Source organism: Vibrio syngnathi, from assembly GCF_002119525.1.
GTDB lineage: Bacteria > Pseudomonadota > Gammaproteobacteria > Enterobacterales > Vibrionaceae > Vibrio > Vibrio syngnathi.
The window spans coordinates 1,114,882-1,141,418 of record NZ_CP017917.1; the positions used below are offsets into that span (position 1 = coordinate 1,114,882).

Here is a 26,537-nt window from a genome sequence, read left to right on the forward strand (position 1 = left end):
GTCCTTGTTAAACAAAATTAATGCTGATTTTGTAGAAACTTCCAATTCCGAGTTTCTAGGAATAAAGAGGCCAAAATCATATATGTGCCAATTAGCAATAATTGGAATATGCGAATAAAAGTGTTGCTATCGATATCGCCGGAGATCATCAATGTGCTACCGACAAGTACTAGCAAGGTACTAAATGCAGTGGCGAAAATCGGTGCTTTTTCGGGAACCGTGTAGATCTTCTTAGCAATCACAATAGCGACCAAGCCTATGAATAAAGAGTAGAAGATAATATTCGGAACAATCGAAAGGATTGAAAAAGCAGCTATCGCAAGCAAGCCACCAATGCCATTACTGATCACCAAAAATGCTCTTAATTTGACTGATTTTTCTGAAGTGATCATTAAAGATAACAACGCAATAAACATCATGGTTAACAATGCTTCAGATATCTGAAAAATAAAGAAAAAGCACACAACGGGATAAGAGATAATCATCGCACGGAAAGCCGCATACCAGCGCTCTGTCTTATTGAAAGGTACCGACGCAAAGCCAGAGAACTCCGACTTAGGTTCAGGGAAGAAGACATGAACCAGCGCAAAAATAGTCACCGACACTACACCAGAAGTCGCTAAACCTGATGCCAACAATACAGAGACTCCGGGGTTATCAATCGCCATGAATGGCAACATCAAGACAACAATCAACAGTATGGTGGCGAACAGATTCCATTTAGGGTCTACAAACAAGTAGTAACCCCAAAGCATCATTAGCCCCACTAAAATCAGTAGTGGGATCGGGTAATGGGTAATTCCTCGCGACAGCAATAAACCTAACCCCATGGTGACAACAACAGCCAATAACAATTCGTATACCGTTTCCTTATGGAGATTTGGTTTATCAATTAAGAACTTAGCAGTGAACACTGGCGCCACGAACGCAAGTGGCCAGTTTATCCATGCCGCCAAGAAAACAGCCAATGTGACCCCTACGGTAAACCGCAGGATCCGTTGCTGTGTTTGTTGGTCTGGAATCGGCTTATCGGACATAAGACAATACGCTAATCAGACGAATCCATACTTTGCCTATCGCGTTGAACACAAAGTTGTCGCCGCTATAAACAATCACATCCGCTTGGCCGCCCACTCGAAGCATGCCTTGCATCTCATCTCGTTCAAATTCAATAGTGATAGGAAGCATCTGTGTTTGACGCAACCAACCCGTTTGTTGGCTAGCTTGAGCAAGCTTACCTGCTTGATCATTTTGTCCCCAATCAACACCCCAATCGATGCTACTCACTCGCCCTTTCACGATTTGTCCTGGAGCGAAATCCAACGCCACTTCAACTTCATCACCGACGGTTACGTTACCAAGGCTATTTTCACGATAATAAGCTTCAATCCAGATATCTTCCGTTGAAACAAAGGTCATGATCGGTTGACCTGCTGACGCGTAGAAACCCTCAGACAGGCTAAAGTTAGAAACGCCCCCTTGTGTCGGTGCTGTAATCACGGTGCGCTCTAGGTTCAACTGTGCTTGTTCAAGTGCCAACAACGCCGCTTTCACTTGGCTGTTTTCTTGACCTTCTTTACCCATTTGTTTCTTAGCTCGGTCAAGGTCAGCTTCTGCATTGACAACCGCCGCTCGAGAAGTCGCCAACGATGCTCGCGCTTTATCGGCATCTGATTTAGAAACAACGCCTTTGTCGGCCATCTCTAAAACACGCTTAGCTTGTAGTTTAGTGTTTTGTCTTTCAACAATCGCTGAAGTGAGTTTCGCTTGAGCAGACGCAATACTGGCAGTTTGAGCACCGACATTCTGCCCTGCAATCTCTAAGTTCTGCTCGGCTTGTTGTACTGCTATTCGATAATCAGACTCGTCTAAAATAGCTAATTTGTCACCTTGATTAACCAGTTGGTTAGGTTGAACCAGTATATCGAGTACTTTACCCGACACCTCTGGCTTGATTGGTACGATATAACCTTTTACACGAGCATTATCAGTAATAGGGATGATGCGGTCTGAAATGACACTGAAGAGCAACATGAATGCAACAAACAACAATAAGTAGTTTGTGACCTTTCTTACTTTGTCTTTTCCGTTTTCTTGCTGGCCAACTTCTTCATTGGCTTCTTGCTTATTCCCGTCGACTTCTGACATGGGACTCCCTTCTAGATAACTAACATCAACAAAATTAATACTTTAAAAATAAACCCAGCGATGGAAAACTCAAGTAAATAGGGTTAGATTTAGTAAACAAAACGTTGCAAATGATATGCACGTCTAATTGTGCAACAATATATACAGGATTGTATTCCAATGACCTCTAGTCACTACCAAGTCCCGGTAATTCAAACGAACTACGCTAAAATTCTGGTTCAGGTTTTTTCTGACTATGGTCTTGATTTACACTTGTTGCTTAAAGATTCAGGTTTACCACCCGACCTTATCGAATCAGAAAGTGATTTTGTGCCATCAGAATCAATCAAACGGCTGATTTATCTGACTTCATCACAACTGGGCGTCTCTCGTTTTACCGATGTGCTCGGCCTTGCGTTTAGACGGAGAATCATCCCATACGTCCTGCATCAGTTTACCGAATTTGAAACGATTGAAGATTCGTTAAAACACATCAACACCATTTTCTCCTATGACTCTCCCGGTAGTAGAGTCGACTTTATTCAAGAACATGGGCAAAGTTGGTTTTGTCGAACCGCTCCTGAAGATAGCTCATCGATGTTCCAATGGGGTGAAGTTTTCGCGATCACCTATATCATTGAATTAATAAATATTTTATCTAAGTCACCTTGGCAACCAACCAAGGTACGCTTGCAAGGAAATGACACAGACATCGTTAAAACGCTGCTTTCCAATCATTGCCAGTTGTTTGTCGACCATAGCTCCACAGCAGTTATGATCCCTGATGAGATCTTACAATTACCGATTCGACTCACTGCCAAAGATTTGAGCAACAAGCCCGCTATCATTGAATGGCACACCAGCTTTACTGACAGTGTCTACGAGTTGCTCAAGCCCTATATGAAAGAACAAGACCTCTCACTTGAAGAAGCGGCTGCGCTGCTTAACTTTTCGGTAAGAACGTTTCAACGTAAACTCAAAGGCGAAAATACCACCTACCGAAAAATCAAAGAAAACCTGATGTTTTCCGTTGCGTGTGAGCTAATGGAAGAAGGCCATACGTTGACTTACATCTCAAGCCAATTGGGTTACACCAACATTTCCCATTTTTCTAGAGCCTTTAAGCGAGTCTCTGGTATTACTCCAAAGATTTACCAACGCTCAGTTTCAGCTCAAGCACGATTATAGTTAACCAAGGACAATTGGTTTTGGGCAACCTTGACTAGAGCTACATACCCTATTTCGGCCACTGCCTTTAGCACGATAAAGTGCTCTATCCGCACTCCGATAGCTTGCTTCAGCTTGGGCGTGTATTTCAGACACGCCACTACTTACCGTCAGATTCAACGTTGTACCTTTGGTAATCACTTCTTTTAATCGATGCATGGCTTCAAATGCTTCTGCCAAATCGGTCTCTGGCATCAAAATAGCAAACTCTTCGCCGCCAACTCGCGCCACGATGTCGGTATCTCGGCTGTTAGCTCTCAATAATTCAGCCACCTCTTTAAGTGCCCTGTCACCTTGGTCATGGCCATAGTTATCATTGATAGCCTTGAAATGATCCAGATCGATCAAGGCTAAACAAGAATGTGTGTAACCGTAACGGGCGGCTAGGTTTGAGTAGTTGTTTAAATCTTTATCAAAACGACGACGGTTCCAGCACCCTGTGAGAGAGTCTGTTTCCACCAGCATTCTCAGTCGACGTTCTAAGACTTTGCGTCGGCTAATATCAGTAAAGGTGGCGACGTACTTTTCATTATTCGGCAGTAATTCGGTTAGCTTCTCCACGACAGCATTAACCGTAAAATGTTCACCAAGCCGGCTGACACCACTCAACTCCCCTTTCCATCGATAGTTCTGCTTAAGCGAAGTTGCAATAGTCGCTATCAAGCTATTGTTGTTCATAAAGCAAAGGTCAGAAATTGGGCGAGCTTCGACTTGATCAAAGGCATAGCCTGAAACCCTAGAAAACTGTTGATTAACTTGTATTATCTTCAATTGACTGTCGAGGATGATAAAACCAGCGACACCATCAATGATCGCTTCAGACAAGCTGTTCTTACTTTGAGTCATTTCATGGCGATAAAGGCGTCCGGTAATAAGAGTGCTGATCAAGAACAACGTACATACAGAAAAAACCATAGCTGCCGTAGAAGCAATGCTCAGCAACCACAAGCTAACGGCCATATTAAGGACAAGTGAAGATACCACGTATAGCGGCACTTTTCGGTCAAAACTCAACTTGTTCATAGTTTTCTCAGGTCATGTACGAGTGACTATGATGGCTAAGTTTCCACTAAGATATTTACCATTTTACGACACATATGAATTCAAATTACATACCGAATAAGAAAATCATTGGCTTTGTGATTCACTTACCTCATTATCATTGAACCGCCAAATCGGCTTTTCGTACCCAAAATGCTCGCACATGATCGTAAATCAGATTAAACACAAACGCGTAAATGGTAATAAAAATTGTCACGCCGATATCCATTAAAAATGCCTGCCAAATCCCCACATCAAGTAAGTAAGCCATCACTGGGATCGTCGCCACCAGCAAGCCTGCCTCAAATAGCACGACATGAAAAACACGTAACTTGAGCGAACGCTTTGATTTTTCACCCATGAAGTAGCGATCAAAAATGCGGTTGAAACAGTAATTCCAAATCATAGCGATTGTCGCGACAACTATCATGGTTCCTGATAAGGCATTCACATCATGATCGGTAAATATCGCTAAACCAATAATTGAAAGTGTTACAGCCAAAACTTCGAATAATACTGAGTGAAACACTCTTTCTAACGTACTCATACATTCCTCTGAATAATCTAGTCTGTGTTGGATTAGCTCGGATTATGTCATCGGAAATAATAAGAGAAAGTTAACAGCCATCACGAATAGTGATAGCCTAGGAGTTATTACCCCTTTTGGTATTGAGCGAGAGATAACATGTACAGTTTTGAGCAACTAAAAGTCTTCGTCACTGTGTGTGAAAGTGGCTCTTTCTCTGCAGCCGCTCGCAAACTGGAACGCGCTCAGTCTGGAGTCAGCCAGTCGATCGCCAACCTAGAAATTGCCATCGACCAAGAGCTGTTTAACCGAGAGAAAAACATCCCCGTTTTGACCAACACAGGTAAAGCGTTATTGCCTGTCGCTAAGTCGATTCTCGACCAACAAAAGTACTTCGACCAAAAAGTAGAATCGCTGACACAAGAAGATGAACACGAACTGATCATTGCCATTGATGAGAGCATCATAGACAAGAACTTCATTAAAATAATCAGCTCACTGGCCGATCAGTTCCCAATCACGCACTTCGATATTATTACGACTTCAACCTTCGATGTGGAAGACTTAGTCAGGCGCGGCAAAGCTCAGATTGGCATCATCTATGCGGATGGTGAACTTAAAGTGGATATGGACTTCTTCTTACTGGGCCAAGCACGTTTTCTTACGGTTAGCTCCGCCACTCACGAGCTGAGCCAAATGCCCATCGTTCAAGACTCAGACCTAAAGCGCTACCGCCAATGTGTGCATCGTAGTTCGAAGCAGCGCGAATTGTGGTTCACCTATGGCATCAGCTCGATGCTTTGGTATGCCAACAACCACAAAACAATCATAGATCTCGTTGAACAGAACGTAGGGTGGGCAAATGTGCCTGAAATGATGGTGATAGAAGGGATTCAGAAAGGCGATCTCGTAGCACTGCCAGTGGCACACGAGCATGGTGGTTGGATGACTCCTGTGGGTTGCTTAGTGTCTCGCAGCCATATCAATGGCCCAGTGTTAACAAGTTTACTTGAAAAACTAAAAGGCCACTCATTAGAGAACAATCAATGGCAAGCCAACTAATCTCCCCCCAATTCTTGAGTTCAACCTATTTCAGCAACTGAATCCTAAATCAATGACGGTGGTGTTTTCTCCACCGTTACCTCATTTCCACTTTTTGTGCCGATAATTTTCTTTATCGTGTGGATAAAACACCCTAGTTGATATCCCAAAGTGACATAACTAGTATGCGATCCCAAAGGGTTTGTCTTATCAAACTGATATCGACAAAACCAAATCGCTCTTTAACACCACTGACCCAACTTCAAATCTCCCAGATAAACGCTCTGTCTTGCAGTCGCTTATGCCGGTTTCAAATAGATCACCTTTGAATATTGATTCGCACCCAGTTTATGAGCCCTCTTCGAGTGCTTTTTTATATCTAAATGAACCTTTTGGAAAATTTGTCGTGAACGTTTTAAGAAATATTTGCCCTGAGAAAATGGGCAAAGAGCGTAACAAACGAGAGTATGATTTACGCGTACTTAATTGTGTCAGTGAAAGCGAGTATGAATCGCGTATGGCAGTTTGGAATAGCTTAACTTTGGTAGCTACTCCGTCTGTTTCAGAAACAAAAGGCTTCATCGATGAGGCTTTCAACAAACTTCAGCAAGACTTGAAAGAAGCGAGCCGCGAGTTATCGATTAACTACACGGACTTCATTGCCATGGCGCATGAAGAACTCAACTACATTAAGGTGTTTGTTGCTGATAAGACCGCACAATACGGTTGGTATGCCGCGATCGTTATTATGGTCATCGGCACTATTGCTCTGTGTGCTCAGTAGATCAAACTGTGCATTCAATAGACGCTTTCAGGATCAATAAAAACTTCATGTTCCACAAACAGCATGGCGCTCTTAATAGATTGTCTTAGAAGCTCAGTCGATAACCTTAAAAGCTCAAGCGATAAACATAAGCACATCTCTGTGCTTATGTTTTAGCTAAAAAAACAAACAGTTAAAATCATTTTTTTCTAGTCTAAAAGACTTCACTTTCCCATTAGTGACAACAGATCCCGCGTCGCTTGTTTTGGATCTTCAGCGTGACATATCGCAGATACCAATGCTAACCCATGAATACCGCTCTCAACCAACTGCGGGATGTTCGATTCGTTAATTCCACCAATACCGACAATCGGTAGCTTCGTTGTCTCCAACGCCATTTTAATTCCATCATAGCCCCAATGTTTCTTAAGATTTGTCTTAGTCGGTGTGGCAAAAAGCGCACTGAGGCCAATGTAATCGATCGGCAAGCTATCGGCTTCTCGAAGCTGTTGTTCAGTTTCAATCGACAAACCAAGAATCTTATCTGGACCAATCAACTGACGGGCTAACTCAGCAGGCATATCAGACTGTCCTAAATGTAAGCCGTCAGCATCCACAGCCAACGCAACGTCTACCCGATCGTTAATGATCAGCGGGACACCAGAGCCAGCCAAAATCGACTTAACGGCCTGCGCACGTTCAATAAAAGCTCTGACATCTCCATGCTTCTCTCTTACTTGAACCATAGTGACACCACCAGCGATTGCTTGTTCAACCACGAACTTAAGCGTTTCTAGATCTTGCTGGTCATCAGTAACCAAGTAGAGCTTGTAAAGATTCATATCGTGCCTTTTGAATCGGAGTCTAAATTGCGTTTCTACTATTTTACCGACAATTTGCATCATGTGCATGGAAGTTAATAATAAATTTGCTCAATTAAGCATGCTCCAACAAATATGCAACCCATTGAAACGAGACTAAAAAACCGGATTTTTTAACGAAAGCGTTACTTATTACACAAACTATTCACTTAAGCCTGCCCAGAACACTGTTTTATGGAATACTTCGCAGTGAAGGAATCAGGTAAATATAGGGATAGTTATGCGCCACCTTTCTATAGCATTTAAGATCAAGCTAGGTTATGCCATCTGCTTGCTCTTTTTCGTCATTTCAGGCTTTGTGAGTTACAAAGGTATCCAAACCTTGTCGAACGGCTTTAGCCAATACAGTGTACTTAGCCAGAAAGCGACACTGTCAGGCAACATTCAAGTGCATTTTCTGCAGATGCGCTTAGCCTCTGAACGTTACTTAAAGTCATTGGATGAGCAATATGAAACGAATTATCAATCAAGCAAACTCGCGATTGATGAACTGCTGAACAACTTAATTCAAACCACTACCAAAACCGATAGCCTAGCTAGCCTGCAATTAGTGCAAGACAGCGTGGCGGCATTTGACACGGCTTATGGCTCAATGAAACAGAGCCAGCTGCTCATCGACCAATTGGTGAATGTCGAGATGGTCAAACGAGAAACCAACGCCCTCAAAGCCGCGCAAAGCTTGTTGTATGAGTCGTACAACAACAATGATCCAAACGCGAGCTTATACGCGGGTATGTTGATGGAGAACTTCCTCGCAGCCAAGATCACTGTACTGAGTTACTCAAACAACAACGACCTAAAAACCTATGAAGCGGGTAAAGATATCTTTGAATACGCGTTGCCGGGTATTGAAGGCGACATTGAGTCTCTCAAATCATCTCCATACCAAAGCGAGCTTATTGAAGACTTCTCTAACCAGCGCGAAGCGTACGCAAAAGGCTTTGAGCAAGTTCATCAACAGATGATCGAGAACACGCAAAGAACCGCGACGCTTGCCTCGATTGGTGACAGCTTGGCTATCGCTGTGGCTGATGCTCAAAGTATTCTCGAGCAACAGAAACAAGCGCTCACGCCAGTACTGCAAGCCAGTGAAAAACGCTCAATTCAAATCATCTTCTTGCTAACGGGTGTGGCTTTGGTGATTGGCATGACGAGCGCTGTGTTGGTGACTCGCTCTATTACTAAAGGCATCGCGCAGGTTAAACAAATCACCAATGAGCTTTCTCAAGGCAACCTGAATGTTGAAGTGAACATCGAGAGCAAGAACGAGATTGGCGAACTGCTGACCAACATGGAGATCACCATTGAATCTCTGCGCGATATTGTCGGCCAAGTGAACCGCTCTAGTGTGCGTATTGGTGAGATGTCGGAGTCGCTTAATCAAGTGACTAACACCAGCTCAACTAACGCGACCCAGTTGAACAGCGAGATGATCAATATCTCGTCAGCCGCCGATCAGTTGGCTTCGAGCACATCAGAAATTGCTGCAAGTGCTAACCACGCGTCTCAAGTTGCAAACCAAGCGACCGAGAATGTAGCGATGGGTCTAAAAGAAGTAGACAAAACACTGCACGAAATTGGCAGTGCCGATGAAAGCATGCAGGTCAGCAGTCAGAAAGTGACTGACCTACACAAAGAGTCGATGAACATTGGTGCCATTCTTGAAGTAATCAAAGGCGTTTCTGAGCAAACTAACCTGTTAGCACTGAATGCGGCTATTGAAGCCGCTCGTGCGGGTGAACAAGGTCGCGGATTTGCTGTCGTAGCCGACGAAGTAAGAACGCTCGCTAAGCGCACCCAAGATTCTGCAAGCCAAATTGATGAACTCATCACCTCACTGCAGCGTGGCGCTAAAGATGCGTTAGAGTCGATTAAGGAGAGCCACAGCACGGTTTCCGATGCTTCAACTCAGGCACAGCAAGCTTCTCAGAACTTGCATGTGATTAACCAACACATCCAAGATTTGAATCAGGCCAACAGCCAAATTGCAGTATCCGTTGACGAACAAGATTGCTTAACCAAGTCGTTGGGTGAAAACGCGCAAGGTGCGAATACCATCGCACAAAGTAACCAAGAATCGGTCAGCAGCATTTCTGGTGCAGCGAGTGACTTAACCGAAGTTGCTCATCACTTAGAGAGCCAAGTGAATCGATTTAGAACCTAGCAAAACAGCTTTAACACAGCTGACATAGTTCCGAGTCATAAATAGAAAATCCCCCAGCACATATGTGTTGGGGGATTTTTAATAAACGAGATAATTTAAACTCGATAATGGGCAAACTTAGAACTTAGAACTTAGAACTTAGAACTTAGAACTAGATTGAACCTACTGAATCTTCAGACGTTGAATCAGTGTCTCTTCATCTAATTGATAAAGTTCATCAAGCAGGTTCATCTGCAAACTACCCGGGCCGCGAGAGTTCTCAGCAGCAATTTCACCAACCACACCCAATACCGCCGCTGCCGCCAAACCACTGTCATCACCAACAGCAGCGAAAGCGCCCGTCAATGCCGTTAAGGTACAACCCATGCCTGTCACATACGGCATCATTGGATGTCCGTTATTTAACGTAACAACGCTGTCTTTAGTGACAACATAATCTGTCTCACCAGAAATCACCACATTGGCACCGTATTCCGCGACTAAGCATTGCGCTGCGCCTAATGCGGCATCACTGCTATCTAGCGCATCAACGCCTTTGCTCTGCGCTTGTTCGCCCGCTAACGCGATAACCTCAGACGCGTTACCACGAATGATCAACTTGTCGGCTAAGCGGGCAATTTCACGAGAAGTCTCGGTACGCAGCGTACTTGCGCCACAACCCACCGGGTCAAGAACCACAACCTTGTTGTTCGCGTTCGCTTGCTCAACAGCAAAGCGCATTCTTGGCGTCCAAACACTATCAAGTGTGCCAATGTTAATCACAAGCCCGCCAGAGAAAGACATCATCTCAGCCAGTTCTTGTTGTGAGTGCGCCATGATAGGTGAAGCGCCAATCGCCAATAACGCATTGGCCGTATTGTTCATCACGACGTAGTTGGTGATGTTCACAACCAGTGGTTTTTGCTCTCGTACTGCGCGCAACGATTGGATGATTTGTTCAGTTAGCATGGGTAAATCCTTATTCGTGAAAGTCGTTTTAAGCCGCTGCAGGTAGGCTAGCGACAAGGTTTAGCCGTGGTTAATCATCTCGAGCATTCAGCCCTTGCTGCCAAAAGGCCACTTCCATACGCGTTGCGGTTTTAAATATATGAACGATGTTCTGGCCGCGCTCGCTGTTAATATCAATTTCAGCCAGTAGTTGATTGAAGTATTCCGCGCCCGTTGCTACGCCAGACTGAAACTCTTCTCCGCCGTAAAGTTGTAGCCAGCTAGCATATGGGTTGCCTTCTAAAACAGTATCACTGCTTTCTAATAATGCTTTACCAATCACGGCATAACCAATCGAACAAGGAGCCAGTGCGGCGTAAAGATCGACAAGGTCGCCCGTCATACCCGCATCTAGAACGTAACGCGTGTAAGCGACTGTGCCGAAATCTTCCGGCTCGTTTTCCAAGTCAGATTCGGTTAAACCCCATTGACCACAGTAAGTCACGTGGTGAGAGATTTCAGAATCTAGCAGAGCATGAACACTTGGCAGTGCACGGCGCATATCAGCTAAGGTTTTAGCCTTGTAAATTGCCAATGCATAAGCACGAGCATACTGCTTCAAAAACAGGAAATCTTGCTTGAGATAGTGCAGAAAACACGGCTGAGCGAGTGTGCCGCTCGCCAACGTTTTAACAAAATCATGCTCGGTGTAGTCTTGCCAATCTTGCTGACAGGCTTGGATTAAGTCTTGGTATTTCATGAGATTCCTTAGTCAAAAGTCGGTACGTAGTCAGCGGCTTTTGGTAGTGATTTGATAATGCCTTTGTCGAACATGAACTGTGCGTAATCGTCGTAACGTTTCAGGTCAACAGCAGAAGGGCGAAGCGCAAAACGAGTCAGCGTATCGTTCCATGCGCGTTGGTTAAGTTCGTTATTCAACGTATCTGGAGAATACGCGACAAACTCGCTCCATGACTCTTGTGGGTGATTCACAATGTAAGTTGTTGCTTGCTCCAATGCTTTGTTGAACGCTTTGATCGCTTCATCGTCATGCTGCTTTGCGTTCGCAACAAAGATAAGCTCATCGTAAGCTGGCACACCGTGCTCTTCTGGGAAGAAAGCCTTCGCTTTAAAGCCTTCAAGCGCTAACTGGTTAGTTTCGAAGTTACGTAAGCCACCCCAAATGGCATCTACCTTGCCCGATGCCAATGAAGATGAAAGTGCCCAACCAACGTTGATGGTTTGCACGTCTGTAAACGCTACATTTTCTTGTGCTAGCATGGTGCCAATGGTCGCTTCTTCATTTCCTGCAATCGCGATACCGATCTTCTTGCCTTTCAAATCCGCTAGCGAATCATTCTTGCCGTTATCCAGCACCATCAGTGTATTCAGTGGTGTCGCAATAAGGGTTGATGCACGAACCAGAGGCAACCCTGCCGCCACGTCCATGGTTAAACTTGGTTGGTAAGTGACTGCGAGGTCGACTTTACCGGCAGCAACCAATTTTGCTGGCGTGCTTGGGTCTGCTGGCTCTTGAATTTCAATGTCTAAGCCTTGGTCAGCAAAATAGCCACGCTCTTGAGCAATCACAATTGGGCCGTGGTTCGGGTTCACAAACCAATCCAACATCAGTGTCAGTTTCTTTTGTTCAGAATCCGCCAATGCATGACCTGAAACTAGCGAAGCAAGCAGTGCCACTGCACCTAATAATTTTGTATTTTTCACAGTTAAACCTTTCCTTTTGAATACTATTCTTATGTATAGAACTTAAGTTGAGCAATATTGCGTTAGTAAAATTTATGTTTAGATAAAGAGTGTGGAACTAAGATTTATCGAACAAAATCTTATTGACCAAGCCATCACTGGTTTTCCCAAGGGATAGCTTTTTTGAGTAATTTATCGGTGACAAAATAGAGAGAGATGGACAGCACCGCCAAGATGAACAAGGCCGCAAACATCTCATTGATGATCATGCGCGCGTTGGCTTGCAGCATTAAGTAACCTAGCCCTTCACTCGAACCGACCCACTCGCCGACAACTGCACCAATTGGGGCAATCACCACAGCAACACGAATGCCAGACGCCAATGTTGGCAATGCAGCAAGCAATTGGATATAGCGGAGCAATTGCCATTTCGATGCACCCATCGTCTTAGCAAGATCAAGATAACCTGTCGGTGTATTACGCAGACCGTCGTAACAGCAAGTGGTCACAGGGAAGAAGATAATGATCGCCGCCATCACCACTTTTGAAGCGATGCCATAGCCAAGCCAAAGCATAAGTACTGGCGCAATCGCAAATACAGGGATCGCTTGGCTAGCAATTAAGATAGGCAACAACCAGCGTTTCAGCGGTTCGAACATCAACATCTGCAGGGCGAAAAACAGCCCCATGGATAAACCGAGCAATAGACCAAGTAAGATCTCCTGCGCAGTCACCCAAGTGTGTTTGAGTAGCACATCGTAACGTTCAATAAGTTTTAAAAAGACTTCTGCAGGCGCTGGCAGAATGAAGCTAGGCAGCTCGAAGATAACCACCACCAATTGCCATAAACCGAGAATCACAGCACTGCTGATCAGCAAACGCATAACGGGATTCATCTGACGAGGGCGCTTAGTCGTGATCTGTGTGTTATTTGAACGAGCCACAGCTTCGCTTCGCGTTAGATCATTCATAATCACGCTCCAACTGCTCTAAAATCGCTTGTTGCAACTCAGCACATTCACCATCTAGCACTCGCGGTGTTGACGTGTGAGGCACAGATAAAGAGTGAGCACTCGCAGGCGTGCCTTGCAACACATACAGGTTATCCGACAAACGCACCGCTTCTTGTGGGTCATGAGTAATCAACACAACGGTTTTATCTCTTAACAGTTCACACGCTAAGCTCTGTAACTTGTGTCTTGTTACCGCATCCAGCGCAGAGAAAGGCTCATCCATCAGCACCACTGGCTTGTCTTGCATTAAGGTTCGAGCCAAAGCGACACGCTGGCGCATGCCTCCAGACAACTGATCCGGCATCGCATTCGAATAATCAGCCAAACCAACCGCAGCTAACAACTCTAGTGCTTGATTGGTTTGAGCTTGTTTATTGGATGCTTGGCTTTGATGCTTGTCTGGGGAATTTTGAAAGCGATGACTCAGGCAAACATTGTCGATAACCGACAACCATGGCAGTAACAAATCTTGCTGCGCCATGTAAGCGATGCGGTCCGTTAAAGGCAATTCATCGGACGTTGCCAATGTGCCCTGCCACTCTACCTTGTCGTCCAACAAGCCTGCCAGATAACGTAATACCGTGGTTTTCCCGCAGCCACTTCTACCCAACAATACCGTCCACTTACCTGCGTTTAAGCTAAGCGACAACCCAGACAAGGTCGCGTGCTCACTGTCGTTATAACGTAAAGAGGCATTGCTGAGTTGAACGCCAATCGTATTAACGGACATTACCGTGCCCAGCGAAGAAGTGATTTACCGGGCCATGACCTTGACCAACTTGCAACTCATCAGCATGAGCAATCGCGCGAGAAATGTATTGTTTGCCTAGGTCAACAGCTTCTGCCAGCGTGTTGCCCTGAGCCAAGAAAGAAGCAATGGCAGATGAAAGCGTACAGCCCGTGCCGTGAGTGTTTTTAGTCGGGAAACGCTTCGCGCTAATCAATGCAGACGTCGTCGGGAGAATCAGTAGATCGTTACTGTTTTCATCTTTCTCTAAATGACCGCCTTTGAGAAGAACGGCTTTAGCACCTAGTGCGCGTAAATCTTCAATCATGCCCTGCATTTCGGCTTCGCTTTCAGGTACCGGCTTGCCTGTTAATGCTGCGCCTTCAGGTAAATTAGGGGTAATGATATCTGCCAGCGGAATCAGATCTTGTTTTAGCGTCGTAATTGCCGAGTTTTCTAACAGCAGATCACCACTGGTTGCGACCATGACAGGGTCAATCACAAGATGCTTAGGTTGGTACTGCTTAATTTTGTCTGCAACGACTTTGATGATTTGCGAATCGGCCAACATGCCGACTTTCACTGCCACGATATTGAGATCAGTAAAAACCGCATCTAACTGGCTAGCGACATGGTCGAGTGGAATAGGAAAAATGGCGGAAACGCCTTGCGTGTTCTGGGAAGTGATTGCGGTAATCACCGAACAAGCGAAACTACCGGTCGCAGACATGGCTTTAATATCAGCTTGGATACCGGCACCGCCGCCACTGTCAGAACCCGCGATGGTTAAAACAATCGGAGTATTCGTGCGAATCGTGTCTTCAGCAGAGTGCTTCTGTGTTGAGGATTTTGGAGTTGAGGCTTTTGGCGTTAAATCTTTTGAAATAGAACTGTGTGTCATTGTCGCTCCTACTATCTTACAAGACGCAGGAGAACGAACACCGATCGAAGGAGAAGTCGCATTAGGCTCATGAAAGCTTTCATGGGTGCAGACGTAGATCGAGTGCTTATAGTTCCCTACGCCAGTGTTAACTGAATCAGGTTCAACGGGTCTCGACTAACGATCTCAGCAAACACCAAATAAGGTATATGCCCCCCGACTATTGATAGCGATAATAACAGCACTCTTAAAACTGAGATACTGATTTTATTCAATTATACTAATTACGCATGAATAAATTTCAATTAGGCTCTATAAAACAAATACTTATAACGTCCCTTTAGATGGCTTCGACTGTATAAACAAGCACAGCACAATCAGAGACATACCTAGCCAACCTGTAAAGGGAATCAGCTCACCGACAACGCAGACGGCAAGCACCGCTGCAACTACTGGTTCAAACAGAGTCAGCAGATTGGCGCTACTCGCGGTCACGTGGCGTAAACCAAAACTGAACGCGATATAGCCCAAGCATTGTGGGATTAACGTCAGATAACTGATGACTAATACGTTAATCTGCGAGGAGAACAGGTTATCACCCGTAAACCAGAGTGTTGGTAGCAACAGCATCGCACCGAGGCCAAAAATACTGCCCATCGCCGCTTGTGACTTAATCCCTTTATCTATCAATGCTTTTGTCGCCCAAGAATAAATGGCGTAACACAACCCAGCAACCAACCCTAAAGCAATGCCCAATAGCTTTAGATCCTCTCCGGATTCATTCGCCGATGAAGATTCTGAAAACACCAACAACCCAATACCTACCACACCAATCGCAAAGCTAGTAAGCCAACGTCGGTTGATATTATTCTTTTTGCTAATCAGACACTCTAGCAATGCGGAAAAGAAAGGTGCGGTAGCAATCGAAACCACGGTACCAATCGCCACACCTGATAATTTCATTGAAGAATAGAAAGCTAAAGGATAGATCGCCAAAGCCAAAGCGCTCACTGTCAACAGCTTCTTGTTCTGCAAAAGTTTGTCGAAAGCGAATAGGATTTCTCGATACGCCAAGCCCGCTTGCATTAGACCACCGACGCCCATAGAGAAAGCACCAATCGCCAATGGGCTTAGATCAGGAGCAAAACTTGCGGCGGTGCCTGTCGTGCCCCATAAAATAGAAGCAAACAAGATGGCTAAAGTGCCCGTTTGGAATTCGTTAACGCGATTGATGGCAAGATTCATTTCTATTACCCAATTTTCAGTTCTGAAATAGATAATAGTGAAGATTGATAAAAGTTAGTTTGCCAAAAGGACGCTATTATTGTTTCTAAAGACTCTCTTTCATTGAGCCTAGAAACGCCCTTGGAGACATTCCAAAGTGCTGAGAGAAGCGACGACTGAAAGCAGAAACATCACTATAACCCACATTTTCGGCTATCAACTGAACCGGTAAATCGGTATGGCTTAACAAGGCTTGCGCTTTCTCCATACGATATCGAGTGATGTATTTAAGCGCGCTGATACCCAGGCACTCTTTGAAGCGTTTTTTGAATTGAGTGGGACTCAAACAGGCCGTTTCTGCAAGTTGAGATATAGAGAGAGGTTGGGCGTAATTATCCGCTATCAGCCTTTGTACCGCACGGATTCTTGGGTCGACGCTCTTACTGACCTGTTGTTGCTCTAAGAGCAGTGAAAACACATCCAAGATTGATGACTCAATGCCACTATCGACCTGATATTCCAGTTGCTTCTCAACAAACAGCAGGAAGCTCATTAAGGGTGGTGTTATCGTGAAAACCGAGAGCTCATGCTCTAACAAGTGCTGCGGCAACTCCGCCATATCCGCGACAATAAACCGCGCTGCTTCATCCGCCTTAAACGCATGCGCTGTGGTTACCGGAATCACCACACATTCTCCCACGGCCACTTTGCCTACATACCCCACCATTTCGATATTGATACTGCCTTGGATCGGCAATACCAATTGATGATGGTCATCATGAGCATGAGTATTAAATTGCTTGGTGTAAGATCGAATGCTTAAGCTAGATTTCATGAGCAACGCCGGAGTACATTTCGCTAGGTTAAAGTAAGAGATACAACGTTACATTATCACTTCCCTAGAGTCACACTTAATGCGCATCAAATTCATGCTAGCTAGGTGACATGATCAAAAACGGCCTCTACTCTAATTGAGAGGCCGTATTTATTAGAGTGGTAAATCACGTTAAAGATTTAAAACGATACTTGGCTGTTTTGACCAATCACTATCTGAACACTATTTTCAACAGCATAGATTTCAAAACCATCAGCAACCGGATCGGCATTGTCTTCATCACTGTCATGCTGTGCAGTACAGGTATAGCCTAAAGAGTAAGTCCCTGGATCAATGAAGCCCAGAGAAAACTCATAGTTAGTCTGCGCTTTATTCAATGTCACTGACGCTGAAGTGATCGGTTTTTTCTCCGTAGGACCACCAATTGGTGCCATGTCAGCTTTAACGATGTCACCTTCATACAAATAAACCGATTGAACGAAGGTATTATCATTTGTAGGGTTACAAGCTCCAAAAGTTGTTGTCGCTACAGTACCTTCAATGTTTCCTGTCTCAACCGTATTGATAAGGCTCACAGATGTTCTTTGAATGGTGTAATCAGGGAGACTTGAACTGTTCTTTAAGCCGCGTCTCAGATCGAACTCAACAACAAAATCATTACTCTGTTGGTTCACATTGAATGAGTTGTTAAAATACAGAACACCAGCGTTATCTTCTTTACCCACACCTTGCGGACATGCGCCTTCACCTTTCACAGTTAACTGACGGTTCGTATCATCGTTCTCTATAACGTAAGAAGGTGTTGTTGGGTGGTCGCCATCATGGGCAAACACACACAACTTATAGCTGCCGACCGGGATGACCTCATTTTTAATCAAAGGAAGTGCATCGCTGCCTTGGTAATCCAATAAATTAATACTGAGTGGAATAGGGGCTTCACCGTCTGGCAAAGGATCACCGTTTTTGTCAACATAGTTACCATTGTCGTCCGTTTTATAAACGTCATAAACCAATGGCGTACCTCCCTGCCCCGGAAGTAAAGCCACCTTGCTGAATGTCACTGTCACATCTTTAACACCATCGATAGGCGCATCACTCACACTCAAGGTAATGGGTGTCGTGCTGCTTGATGAACCTGAGTCTCCGCCACAACCAACAAGCCCTGCCAAAACAAGGCTCGCTAAAGCCGTTTCCTTTAAATACTTCATAATCAATTTCCTATAAATCACTGCTCAATAAAGGGCTTGTTTAAGTGCCCTCTTATTCTTTTCCTTAATGTGATTCATAGACAAACCGCGCTTATGGCCAAAATCAGTTAGCCCTGTTATTTAAGGCTTTCTTCATCCAAAAACTCTGTTCATCAAGGTGCACATATCAGGTCGCACATAGGTTAATTAAGTCTAGTAAGTAAATTATCAGTAGCAATGCGTATTTAGCAAAAGTGCTGTCAATTGTGTTGAAATGGTCGGTATGTATAGAGTCGGAGAGGATGATTGAAAGCCATCAAATCAAAGTCAAAAATCGCCACCAAGATCAAAAAAGGCCGTTAAGACAGCCTATTGCTGAACTTAAACGACCTTTTCATTGAATTTTGACTAAGCTAAGACGATATCAGCTCAGTCAAACTCACTTATTTTTGAAGTTGCTCTTTAGCGGCTTCAACCTTAGAAAAATCTAGGCCAAGCTCTTCAACTGCTTCTTTGATTAGCGCAGGGTTTTGCATTACCTGACCCATCAGCATTTGAAGCTTATCTTGTGGTAAACCAAGTTGGCTGATTGTCGCCATTGCTGCAAGAGGGTTCTCTGTCAACGTCTTGAATATCTCGCTGATCTGCTCGTCGCTAATATTGTTCTCTTTCAACATTGCTAAAATCGGGTTCATTTTTTTGCCTTTGAAACACTAAATTAAGTAGGAGCACAGCATACCATCTAGCTGTGCTCGATTGTACTAGCAAGTGAAGCTTTGGTTTAACATGAACTGTGCTTTTCCCAAACGAAAATAATGCTTGGGCTTAACGAGATTCCAATGGGTAAGAGCGGTAGCTCCACATACCATAGGTTCTTAGAGCGTCACGGTAGATGCCTAGAAGCTCACCACTGCTCGCTTTCTTAAGATCTTCTAACGGCTTATCTGGGTAAGAAACCGTATCAAAAGTGATGCCCTGAGGGCCAGTTTGCCAGCTAGCAATTTCAAACAGAGTTTGACCACGACGAACATGGCTTGCCGAGCTAATAATGGTCGCGTGCTTAATATCATGGCGAGCAAGCGCATAGCTACTGAATAAGGCATTGCCTACCGTGCTGGTCGCGTAGTTCTCTTCAATGATGCGGTCTTTGCTTACCCCTTTTGAGATAAGCCAATCCGCCATTAACTTACCTTCTGTCTTATGGTTCTTAGGCACGCCGCCGGTTAACACGATCATCGCGTCTGGGTTCGCTTTCGACATTGCTAATGTCGTTTCAAGACGTTCAATCAAGATCTCATGCATAGAACCATCAGGGTTAAGCGCGTAACCCAAAGTGACGATGGCACCGTGGTCGCTCAACAGTCCCTTATCTGCAGACTCTTTAAGCGGTGTTTCTAACACGCGGTCGACCGTTGCAAAAATACGTTTGATGTCTTCTGCTTTACCTTTATTCAGGCTTTCCAGTTTCTCCATGTGCTTCTTCGATTCACTGTCATTGCCTTCAAATCGCTGCCAAACCGCTAGATACGCATGAAGGTCGACATCGTCTGGCGCAACCGTCAGTGCTTGTTCAAACAACTCAATAGCGCGCTCTGCGTTCTTGTTGTAGATCTGAGCGTTCGCTGCCGAGATCAACAAATCAATACGGTAAGGTTCTAGCTGGTACGCTTCTAACAATCGGTTAGTCACAATTTCCATGTTGCTTGGCATTTTAGCCGTGAAGCCCGCGTGAGAAATTCTTGCCGGAGACTTAAACGCCTGCAACGCATCAAGAAGTAATTGGTCGACAACTTGTCGCTTAGTCACCAACTGCGCGTAATCTGCTGAAGCTTGTACTGCGCCATCGTTAGCGGCAAAAGAATAAGGTGTTGCGCCAAAAGCAAGCATGCCACCAAGAGCGAGCGCGATAATGTTCTTTTTCATGGAAAGATCCTGTGTCGTTAAGTGTTCACATCAGATTTGCTCCCCAATGTAAGCCCCCAAGATTAAAAAACCGTGAACCAAACCTTACTCTCCAAGGTTAATATTCATTTGTTGCATAAGATGTGGCAACAGATCACGATTTTGAACTTACCAATAAGCCTGTGTATCGAGATAATTTTGGTTTAAAGGAGAATTAACCGATCATTTTGGAATATCTAACTGCGGATTCCATACGCCCTATTCCACCAAAAACCACCCATCACAAATCCAAACTCCACAAAAAACAACACGCCTAAACAGCAACTTTAAGCTCATTTTTTCAAAAACTTAAAATCCAACACACTGAATCGCTCGATTCCATTCTCGCTCTAACAACGAAGTTTTAAGCGCATAGATTTAAAACACGCATCAACCGGTTTTCAAATAAATTAAAATTAATTATTGAACGACCGTTCAAGCAGTGCTTTAATGAATCACCAATACAAGGAGTTACCCCATGCTTAAGTTCTATTTTCACCAAACACCCAACCCAATGAAGATCGCTCTGTTTCTAGAAGAGACAGGCCTAGATTTTGAACTTGTTCCTGTCGATACCTTAAAAGGCGAGCAACACACACCGGAATATCGTTTGATTAACCCGAACGGTAAAACACCAGCCATTGAAGACGATGGACAGCGTGTATTCGATTCTAACGCCATCCTTCTGTATCTGTCAGAGAAGACTGGCAAGCTTGGTGGACAACCAGAAGACAGAGCCGAACTGCTCTCTTGGATGATGTTTATCGCGAGCGGCCTTGGTCCTTATTCAGGTCAATCGGTACACTTCCGTCATGCTGCACCAGCAGGCCTAGACTACGCTGTGAACCGTTACCTACGTGAAGCACAACGTCACTACGAAGTGTTAGAGAAACATATGGAAGGTCGTGAATTTATCGTCGGAAATGAGTACACCATTGTCGATGTTGCTGCATGGGGTTGGATTGATAAAGCACCTTTCGTGCTTGGTGAAGAAGGCCTAGAACCTTACCCGAACTTGAAGCGCTGGTTCGATGCAATCAACGCCCGCCCTGCTGCACTGCGTGCTCGCGAAATCGGCAAAAGCATTGAGTTTAAAACCGAACGTGATGAAGAGGCGAAACGAGCACTGTTTCCTTCGAATTACGCGAAGTAGAAGAATTGAAAGTTAGCGCTCTACTGAGTAATAGCTAAAATCCAAACAGAAAGAGCCGCTAAAAAGCGGCTCTTTCTGTTGAATAATCACACGTTGATAGTCTTTTTGGGATTGATACCAAGGTTCAACATTCGTTATTACCCACTTCTATCAAACACATTTCTGGACATTTCCAAGTTAGCGAACCTGTTAATTTAGCAAATTATGAATTACTTCATGTACGGCAAAGTTGGCTCTTAGATATTCAATATTAATAGTGAATCTTACTTAGACTGTTGAGCTTTACTTTTACGGTATTCACTTGGGGTCATTCCCACGACTTCGCCCAATAGGGTATAGCAACATTTTGAGTTACTCAAAAATGTGAAAGCTTGCTTGTTGTTAATTATGACATCAAGTGCAATAAATTCATTGACTTGCTGGGTGATTCTCGTTTATCTCTTACTTATTTATCACCAATAGCAAGGAAGAAATATGTGCACACGGATTCTAAACAACATCAATCGAAGCCACGTTACAGTCGGACGGAACATGGACTGGGAGTTCCCTCTCAATCCTACAGTAAGCTATACACCTAGCATTGGCCAACGATTCGGTATGAGTGTTCAAGAAGTCGAAAAGGTTAACGCTAAGTCCCCAACGCTTCCTCTAACACAAGATGGTGTTTTAGATTGGGATATCGAATACGCCAGTATTTCGACATTGCTAGGAAGTGAAAGTAACGGCTATGGCTTTTGTGACGGCATGAATGAGCAAGGTTTAGTTGCAAACGCACTCTACGACACGAACTGTAGCTTCGGCCTTAATCAGACTAAGGAGCAAAAAGGGTTAAGTATACTGAGATGGGGGCAATACATTTTGGATCGCTTCGCCAGCGTTCAAGAGGCGGTCGACTCGCTATCGAGACAGAACATTTATTTATACGGTGGGCAAGTCCCAGGCGACGATTTATCGGCAGCAACCTTGCATATTGCCATTTCTGATAAGGATGGGAACTCGGCCATTCTTGAAGTGCATAACAGTGAAATCAAAATATACAAGAGTGATAACTACACCGTAATGACTAATCAACCAAATTATCCTACGCAATTAAAGATGATGGACTATTGGCTGTATCAATGGAATAAACCTGACCTCTTCAACGAACTTGATGAACGAACCGCTATAGCAGAAAACCACATTCGTAACCCGCACCCAACGTTTAGTGTTCCCGGAGGATACACTTCAGTGCAGCGCTTTGAAAGAGCATGCTTCTATCGTTATATGTACAACCCGCAAGCCTACAAAATCGACCCAGTAGCCCAGGTCTGCTCAATGGTCGCAACTTGTAACGTCCCCCCAGCTTTTGAAGAGCTTTACCCACATAACTTGTTGGAAAAATTAGAGAAAAAACTCGGGTACTCTGTTAACTCCTACACACTCTGGACCAACATTAGTGATTCGACAAAACGACGCTACTATTTAATGAGCAACCTTTCCGTCCAGTCTCTATGGTTTGATTTCGACTTCCCTAGCCCTAAGTGCTACACCTTAGTTGTAGACAAAGCGCTAGAAAACGCGGGAATTATGGGCTTAGCAAACACGGAAATGCTACCTTGTGAAACACCGCCTTTTAGCCAATATGAGTAAACAACTACACTACTCCGAGCAAACCGCAACATGGAAGCAATTTTTTCCTGAGCTTTTTGCTTGATAAAGCGCTTCATCAGCTCGGCGAAAAGAGTGTTTTTTTACTTCTTCTTGGTGAAGCGCGACACCACAACTGATAGTCACAGGTCGATCAACCCCAAAGTGATGGCTTGCAATGCTGGTTTGAATTGTCGTCATTCGCTCTTCAATGACCGAATAGCCATCAACCTCAAAAGCGATAAGGAACTCTTCTCCTCCCCACCGGCCGACTTGACCTACTCCATCGACTTTGGCTTCTAGAATACGTGCGATTTGGATCAGTATCTGATCACCAATATCATGACCATAGTCGTCATTGATTTTCTTAAAATCATCCACATCAACTAGTGCAAGCCATTGAACTCTATGGGGCGCAAGCAGCAAGGCTTCCATATGACGACGGTTAAACAATTGAGTCAACATATCGGTATGGGAGAGAGTTTGCAGTTTTCGATTGGACTCCTGCAGTAAGATCATCGTCTTTCGCCTTCCAGAATCATAGAAATAGGCAATCGAAAACAAAAACAGATAGATGATGGAAAGGTGAATAAAGCTGATAGTATTAAAAGGGATAGGGGGCCAATTATGCATATCAATCAAACAGATATAAGTAACAATTGCGAAATTTAATAGGCTGATGACGGAGCCCACCCTGTAGCCTAAGACGAATATAGCGACTACAGGCGTTAAGAACGAAAATGCCAGCGCAAACTCACTGTGCCCAGAGCCAATGATAAACAGTATGCTGACAGACATCATAACTGAAACCATAATAGTTGCGGCAATTTTTGCGCTGCGACTTTGCCACAACCAAAAGTAGGCGATTAAACACAAACCTAACCCTGTTGCTTCAATTGATGCTAGCAGAAGGTTGGGAATTAGGAGCGTGTTGTAACAAACAAAAAAAGTCAGCACGGAAGACAGAACACTTAAGCAAGCAAAAACAAAGACCCGCTCCCTAAACTCTTCGTGGCTTCGACTCACTCCAAGCCACTTTTCTAATCCATTAGTTAGCACTGCGGCTCACATCCTCTTTATTCATAGTGTTAACAATATACATTAATATCTATACATCGTCATTTCGTGTACATCGTTACATCTCAAAAGTGCTTATAATACACAGAGGATTGCATTACCCAGTTGTAACTAGCCTTGGGGCGTGCGACGTGAAGTCGTATGAAGCGCTGTTCACCGCTTAATGTGTGAACCATCTGTATCACCAGATGAACCTAAGGCTCTGAATAAAGTAGCGAGCCTGACAATGTAACGAAGGTTGGTCATAGACCAATCGGGATCAAAATCGTGAGAGGACGATCCTCCTGATAACCACAATCGGGTGAGTGCTAGGTAGTCAGCATGATGAACATAAGTGAATCCGCATAAGGTGCGTTATGTTATGAAACAGCGGAAGTGGTTAATACGCTGTGGCCAAAAGGCACGAGAGTCGGAAAGGGATTGCCCCATGCTCTTTCGTGATCGTCGAACTCTCCGCACTATAGCGGGCATCTACACTGACACTGCGCAACATACGGAACACGGTAAGCCTGTATCACTCCCTCTGGGAAAGCCTTCGTGGCCGATAGTGATGCAGGTATAGGAGGTTGGAAAAAGCGAATGCTGCATTGTAACGATGCAGATACAGACTTGTGTCTGGTCACGAAAGTGAGCCCACTTCCGACTGGTCTCCCGTTGCGAGAGAATTTGAAGAACTTTATTCAAGGAGAAATGCAAATGATGATCTCAAAAGAGATTAGTGCCGCTCCTGACAGCGCTCAATGGCAGTCAATTGACTGGAAATCTGTTGAGGCGCATGTATTAAAGCTTCAGATGCGTATCGCAAAGGCAACGAGAGAAGGTAAACGTGGCAAAGCGAAAGCATTGCAATGGATACTGACTCACTCTCGTTCAGCAAAGCTTCTTGCTGTTAAACGAGTATCGCAAAACAAAGGCAGTAAAACGTCTGGAATAGACGGTGTCATTTGGAACACAGACACACGTCGCATGAAAGCCGTGCATCAATTGAGTCGAAAGGCCTATCAAGCTAAACCACTCAAGCGTATCTATATCCCCAAAAAGAATGGCAAACTTCGACCATTGGGCATCCCATGCATGATAGATCGAGCGCAACAGGCACTTTATCTATTAGCATTAGAGCCTGTGTCTGAGAATCTTGCCGATCCTAACAGCTACGGTTTTAGACCAAGGCGCAGTACTGCTGACGCAATCGGACAGTGTTTTATCTGCTTAAGTCAGAAACGGTCAGCACAGTGGGTTCTCGAAGGGGACATCAAAGCCTGTTTCGACAAAATCGGGCATCAATGGCTGATGGACAATATTGTTGTTGATAAACGTATGTTGGAACAATGGTTAAAGTCTGGCTTTGTAGACAAAGGGCTATTTCAAGACACCGATGAAGGCACGCCTCAAGGCGGGATTATATCCCCAACCTTGATGTTAATGACGCTCTCTGGTCTCGAACAGCAGATTAAGTCTACCGCTCTCAAAAAGGGTGCAAGAGCTAACTTTATTGGATACGCCGACGATTTCGTCGTCACTTGTGCTTCAAAGGAAGTATTAGAGAACGATATCAAACCGTTGATCGCTGATTTCTTAGCAGAAAGAGGCCTAACACTTTCCGAAGAGAAAACGCATATCACTCACATTAATGATGGCTTTGATTTCCTAGGTTTTAACCATAGGAAGTACAAAGGGAAATTGCTCATTAAACCGAGTAAATCCAACACGTTGATGTTCTTGAGTAATCTGCGTGAACTCGTCAAAAAGCACGTAACCCTACCAGTGAATGATCTTATCAAACTGATAAATCCGAAACTTAGGGGGTGGTCGAACTACTACCGACACTGCGTTGCCAAACAAGTATTCGGATATGTAGGCCACAAGCTATTCCATACATTGTGGCACTGGGCAAAAAGGCGCCATCCAACAAAGTCTAAAACTTGGATCGCCCTAAAATACTTCATCAACCGAAAAGGCCAGTGGCAGTTTCACGGTTGGCAGAAGATCATGGATATGGATTGCCAGTTCAATCTCTTCCAAGTAGCCAAAGTGCCAATAGAAAGGCATGTGAAAATCCGAAGTGCAGCGACTCCATTTGACCCTCAATACCAAGAATACTTGGCTAAAAGGAAGTCCAAAAGGCTAGCTCGTAACTCTTGGAACGAACCTGCTCCGACTGCTTTATAAGTTGCTGGGTATCAAACGATGCCTTCGTGGAGGCTTGAGCCTAGTGCAGTGAAAGTTGCACGCTGGGTTCTTAGGGAGACGGCACTTGGTAACAGGTGTCGTCCACCCGACAGAAATAATTCACGAAACAGGTTGTTTCGCAATTGTGCAAGGACCTCTTGCACAATTGAGTCCGAGAGTTTGTCCAACAGCCTGTTGGGCAATTGGGAAACAGCTTGTTTCACAAATAAATCTCATGATGGTCTCTTGCATTCGAGACACGCCTTGGGGCATTTTCGTGTTTCATGCCCCCTAGGCACATCTT

General features: G+C 44.5%; 24 protein-coding genes and 1 riboswitch. Of the genes, 7 read left to right on the forward strand and 17 right to left on the reverse strand.

What is annotated here, in order from left to right; genetic code table 11:
- Positions 1-17: 17 nt before the first annotated feature.
- Together K08M4_RS19725 and K08M4_RS19730 are read right to left on the reverse strand one after the other, a co-directional pair.
- Complete coding sequence (locus K08M4_RS19725) at positions 18-1,037, reverse strand: DUF2955 domain-containing protein (protein WP_086051140.1); 1,020 nt, start codon at positions 1,035-1,037, stop codon at positions 18-20.
- Positions 1,027-2,148, reverse strand: a complete 1,122-nt coding sequence (locus tag K08M4_RS19730; protein WP_086051141.1) for an HlyD family secretion protein — start codon at positions 2,146-2,148, stop codon at positions 1,027-1,029. The genes K08M4_RS19725 and K08M4_RS19730 overlap by 11 nt, the downstream gene beginning before the upstream one ends.
- A gap of 159 nt (positions 2,149-2,307) precedes the next feature.
- Between K08M4_RS19730 and K08M4_RS19735 the strand changes: the two genes are divergently transcribed.
- Positions 2,308-3,315, forward strand: a complete 1,008-nt coding sequence (locus K08M4_RS19735; protein WP_086051142.1) for a helix-turn-helix domain-containing protein — start codon at positions 2,308-2,310, stop codon at positions 3,313-3,315.
- On the opposite strand, the gene K08M4_RS19740 is transcribed toward K08M4_RS19735, so the two are convergent.
- Positions 3,316-4,377 (reverse strand): sensor domain-containing diguanylate cyclase, encoded by a 1,062-nt coding sequence (locus K08M4_RS19740; protein WP_086051143.1) that lies wholly within the window; start codon positions 4,375-4,377, stop codon positions 3,316-3,318.
- Positions 4,378-4,513: 136 nt separating this feature from the next.
- Positions 4,514-4,942, reverse strand: a complete 429-nt coding sequence (locus K08M4_RS19745) for a PACE efflux transporter (protein WP_086051144.1) — start codon at positions 4,940-4,942, stop codon at positions 4,514-4,516.
- Between the two features lie 138 nt (positions 4,943-5,080).
- On the opposite strand from K08M4_RS19745, the gene K08M4_RS19750 reads away from it, so the two are divergent.
- Together K08M4_RS19750 and K08M4_RS19755 are read left to right on the forward strand one after the other, a co-directional pair.
- Positions 5,081-5,983 (forward strand): LysR family transcriptional regulator, encoded by a 903-nt coding sequence (locus tag K08M4_RS19750; RefSeq protein WP_086051145.1) that lies wholly within the window; start codon positions 5,081-5,083, stop codon positions 5,981-5,983.
- Positions 5,984-6,401: 418 nt separating this feature from the next.
- A complete protein-coding gene (locus tag K08M4_RS19755) occupies positions 6,402-6,746 on the forward strand; it encodes a thiamine-phosphate diphosphorylase (RefSeq protein ID WP_086051146.1) in 345 nt (114 codons plus the stop codon).
- Positions 6,747-6,949: 203 nt separating this feature from the next.
- Here the strand turns inward: K08M4_RS19755 and thiE are convergent, their stop codons facing one another.
- Positions 6,950-7,567 (reverse strand): thiamine phosphate synthase, encoded by a 618-nt coding sequence (gene thiE, locus K08M4_RS19760; protein WP_086051147.1) that lies wholly within the window; start codon positions 7,565-7,567, stop codon positions 6,950-6,952.
- 259 nt (positions 7,568-7,826) lie between these two features.
- On the opposite strand from thiE, the gene K08M4_RS19765 reads away from it, so the two are divergent.
- Positions 7,827-9,770 carry a methyl-accepting chemotaxis protein gene (locus tag K08M4_RS19765; RefSeq protein WP_086051148.1) on the forward strand — a complete coding sequence of 648 codons (1,944 nt, stop codon included), beginning with the start codon at positions 7,827-7,829 and terminating at the stop codon, positions 9,768-9,770.
- A 162-nt stretch (positions 9,771-9,932) separates the two neighbouring features.
- Here K08M4_RS19765 and thiM read toward each other — a convergent pair whose 3' ends face one another.
- The 11 genes from thiM to K08M4_RS19820 form a co-directional block, all read right to left on the reverse strand.
- Positions 9,933-10,718, reverse strand: a complete 786-nt coding sequence (thiM, locus tag K08M4_RS19770; RefSeq protein WP_086051149.1) for a hydroxyethylthiazole kinase — start codon at positions 10,716-10,718, stop codon at positions 9,933-9,935.
- 70 nt (positions 10,719-10,788) lie between these two features.
- Entirely contained in the window at positions 10,789-11,457 is a 669-nt protein-coding gene (gene tenA, locus K08M4_RS19775) for a thiaminase II (protein WP_086051150.1), read from the reverse strand.
- 8 nt (positions 11,458-11,465) lie between these two features.
- Positions 11,466-12,422: an ABC transporter substrate-binding protein gene (locus K08M4_RS19780; RefSeq protein ID WP_086051151.1), complete on the reverse strand. Its 957-nt coding sequence runs from the start codon at positions 12,420-12,422 to the stop codon at positions 11,466-11,468.
- A gap of 134 nt (positions 12,423-12,556) precedes the next feature.
- Positions 12,557-13,372: an ABC transporter permease gene (locus tag K08M4_RS19785; RefSeq protein ID WP_086051152.1), complete on the reverse strand. Its 816-nt coding sequence runs from the start codon at positions 13,370-13,372 to the stop codon at positions 12,557-12,559.
- On the reverse strand, positions 13,365-14,144 hold the full coding sequence (locus tag K08M4_RS19790; protein ID WP_086051153.1) for an ABC transporter ATP-binding protein: 780 nt from the start codon (positions 14,142-14,144) through the stop codon (positions 13,365-13,367). Before K08M4_RS19790 ends, K08M4_RS19785 begins: the two co-directional genes overlap by 8 nt.
- Entirely contained in the window at positions 14,134-15,042 is a 909-nt protein-coding gene (gene thiD, locus K08M4_RS19795) for a bifunctional hydroxymethylpyrimidine kinase/phosphomethylpyrimidine kinase (RefSeq protein WP_086051154.1), read from the reverse strand. The genes K08M4_RS19790 and thiD overlap by 11 nt, the downstream gene beginning before the upstream one ends.
- A 96-nt stretch (positions 15,043-15,138) precedes the next feature.
- Positions 15,139-15,250: riboswitch (TPP riboswitch) on the reverse strand.
- 98 nt (positions 15,251-15,348) lie between these two features.
- On the reverse strand, positions 15,349-16,266 hold the full coding sequence (locus K08M4_RS19800; RefSeq protein ID WP_086051155.1) for a DMT family transporter: 918 nt from the start codon (positions 16,264-16,266) through the stop codon (positions 15,349-15,351).
- Positions 16,267-16,351: 85 nt separating this feature from the next.
- Positions 16,352-17,080 carry a helix-turn-helix domain-containing protein gene (locus K08M4_RS19805; protein WP_086051156.1) on the reverse strand — a complete coding sequence of 243 codons (729 nt, stop codon included), beginning with the start codon at positions 17,078-17,080 and terminating at the stop codon, positions 16,352-16,354.
- Between the two features lie 179 nt (positions 17,081-17,259).
- Positions 17,260-18,288 (reverse strand): DUF4382 domain-containing protein, encoded by a 1,029-nt coding sequence (locus tag K08M4_RS19810; protein ID WP_086051157.1) that lies wholly within the window; start codon positions 18,286-18,288, stop codon positions 17,260-17,262.
- Between the two features lie 422 nt (positions 18,289-18,710).
- Positions 18,711-18,962, reverse strand: a complete 252-nt coding sequence (locus tag K08M4_RS19815) for a DUF2999 family protein (protein ID WP_009844829.1) — start codon at positions 18,960-18,962, stop codon at positions 18,711-18,713.
- A gap of 130 nt (positions 18,963-19,092) precedes the next feature.
- The gene (locus K08M4_RS19820) at positions 19,093-20,190 is read right to left on the reverse strand and encodes a YdcF family protein (RefSeq protein ID WP_086051158.1); all 1,098 of its coding nucleotides are present in this window, start codon (positions 20,188-20,190) and stop codon (positions 19,093-19,095) included.
- 496 nt (positions 20,191-20,686) lie between these two features.
- Here K08M4_RS19820 and K08M4_RS19825 point away from each other — a divergent pair, with 496 nt between their 5' ends.
- Both K08M4_RS19825 and K08M4_RS19830 read left to right on the forward strand, forming a co-directional pair.
- On the forward strand, positions 20,687-21,361 hold the full coding sequence (locus K08M4_RS19825) for a glutathione S-transferase family protein (RefSeq protein WP_086051159.1): 675 nt from the start codon (positions 20,687-20,689) through the stop codon (positions 21,359-21,361).
- 474 nt (positions 21,362-21,835) lie between these two features.
- A complete protein-coding gene (locus tag K08M4_RS19830) occupies positions 21,836-22,990 on the forward strand; it encodes a linear amide C-N hydrolase (RefSeq protein WP_086051160.1) in 1,155 nt (384 codons plus the stop codon).
- Positions 22,991-22,999: 9 nt separating this feature from the next.
- Here K08M4_RS19830 and K08M4_RS19835 read toward each other — a convergent pair whose 3' ends face one another.
- The gene (locus tag K08M4_RS19835) at positions 23,000-24,046 is read right to left on the reverse strand and encodes a GGDEF domain-containing protein (protein ID WP_086051161.1); all 1,047 of its coding nucleotides are present in this window, start codon (positions 24,044-24,046) and stop codon (positions 23,000-23,002) included.
- Positions 24,047-24,760: 714 nt separating this feature from the next.
- Here K08M4_RS19835 and ltrA point away from each other — a divergent pair.
- Positions 24,761-26,233 (forward strand): group II intron reverse transcriptase/maturase, encoded by a 1,473-nt coding sequence (ltrA, locus tag K08M4_RS19845; protein WP_157665764.1) that lies wholly within the window; start codon positions 24,761-24,763, stop codon positions 26,231-26,233.
- Positions 26,234-26,537: the final 304 nt, after the last annotated feature.

What these genes read in the sequence shown, in the direction of transcription:
- K08M4_RS19725 (WP_086051140.1), bottom strand. Translation starts at nt 1,037, where the DNA reads ATGTCCGATAAGCCGATTCCAGACCAACAAACACAGCAACGGATCCTG.
- K08M4_RS19730 (WP_086051141.1), bottom strand. Translation starts at nt 2,148, where the DNA reads ATGTCAGAAGTCGACGGGAATAAGCAAGAAGCCAATGAAGAAGTTGGC.
- K08M4_RS19735 (WP_086051142.1), top strand. Translation starts at nt 2,308, where the DNA reads ATGACCTCTAGTCACTACCAAGTCCCGGTAATTCAAACGAACTACGCT.
- K08M4_RS19740 (WP_086051143.1), bottom strand. Translation starts at nt 4,377, where the DNA reads ATGAACAAGTTGAGTTTTGACCGAAAAGTGCCGCTATACGTGGTATCT.
- K08M4_RS19745 (WP_086051144.1), bottom strand. Translation starts at nt 4,942, where the DNA reads ATGAGTACGTTAGAAAGAGTGTTTCACTCAGTATTATTCGAAGTTTTG.
- K08M4_RS19750 (WP_086051145.1), top strand. Translation starts at nt 5,081, where the DNA reads ATGTACAGTTTTGAGCAACTAAAAGTCTTCGTCACTGTGTGTGAAAGT.
- K08M4_RS19755 (WP_086051146.1), top strand. Translation starts at nt 6,402, where the DNA reads ATGGGCAAAGAGCGTAACAAACGAGAGTATGATTTACGCGTACTTAAT.
- thiE (WP_086051147.1), bottom strand. Translation starts at nt 7,567, where the DNA reads ATGAATCTTTACAAGCTCTACTTGGTTACTGATGACCAGCAAGATCTA.
- K08M4_RS19765 (WP_086051148.1), top strand. Translation starts at nt 7,827, where the DNA reads ATGCGCCACCTTTCTATAGCATTTAAGATCAAGCTAGGTTATGCCATC.
- thiM (WP_086051149.1), bottom strand. Translation starts at nt 10,718, where the DNA reads ATGCTAACTGAACAAATCATCCAATCGTTGCGCGCAGTACGAGAGCAA.
- tenA (WP_086051150.1), bottom strand. Translation starts at nt 11,457, where the DNA reads ATGAAATACCAAGACTTAATCCAAGCCTGTCAGCAAGATTGGCAAGAC.
- K08M4_RS19785 (WP_086051152.1), bottom strand. Translation starts at nt 13,372, where the DNA reads ATGAATGATCTAACGCGAAGCGAAGCTGTGGCTCGTTCAAATAACACA.
- K08M4_RS19790 (WP_086051153.1), bottom strand. Translation starts at nt 14,144, where the DNA reads ATGTCCGTTAATACGATTGGCGTTCAACTCAGCAATGCCTCTTTACGT.
- thiD (WP_086051154.1), bottom strand. Translation starts at nt 15,042, where the DNA reads ATGACACACAGTTCTATTTCAAAAGATTTAACGCCAAAAGCCTCAACT.
- K08M4_RS19800 (WP_086051155.1), bottom strand. Translation starts at nt 16,266, where the DNA reads ATGAATCTTGCCATCAATCGCGTTAACGAATTCCAAACGGGCACTTTA.
- K08M4_RS19805 (WP_086051156.1), bottom strand. Translation starts at nt 17,080, where the DNA reads ATGAAATCTAGCTTAAGCATTCGATCTTACACCAAGCAATTTAATACT.
- K08M4_RS19810 (WP_086051157.1), bottom strand. Translation starts at nt 18,288, where the DNA reads ATGAAGTATTTAAAGGAAACGGCTTTAGCGAGCCTTGTTTTGGCAGGG.
- K08M4_RS19815 (WP_009844829.1), bottom strand. Translation starts at nt 18,962, where the DNA reads ATGAACCCGATTTTAGCAATGTTGAAAGAGAACAATATTAGCGACGAG.
- K08M4_RS19820 (WP_086051158.1), bottom strand. Translation starts at nt 20,190, where the DNA reads ATGAAAAAGAACATTATCGCGCTCGCTCTTGGTGGCATGCTTGCTTTT.
- K08M4_RS19825 (WP_086051159.1), top strand. Translation starts at nt 20,687, where the DNA reads ATGCTTAAGTTCTATTTTCACCAAACACCCAACCCAATGAAGATCGCT.
- K08M4_RS19830 (WP_086051160.1), top strand. Translation starts at nt 21,836, where the DNA reads ATGTGCACACGGATTCTAAACAACATCAATCGAAGCCACGTTACAGTC.
- ltrA (WP_157665764.1), top strand. Translation starts at nt 24,761, where the DNA reads ATGATGATCTCAAAAGAGATTAGTGCCGCTCCTGACAGCGCTCAATGG.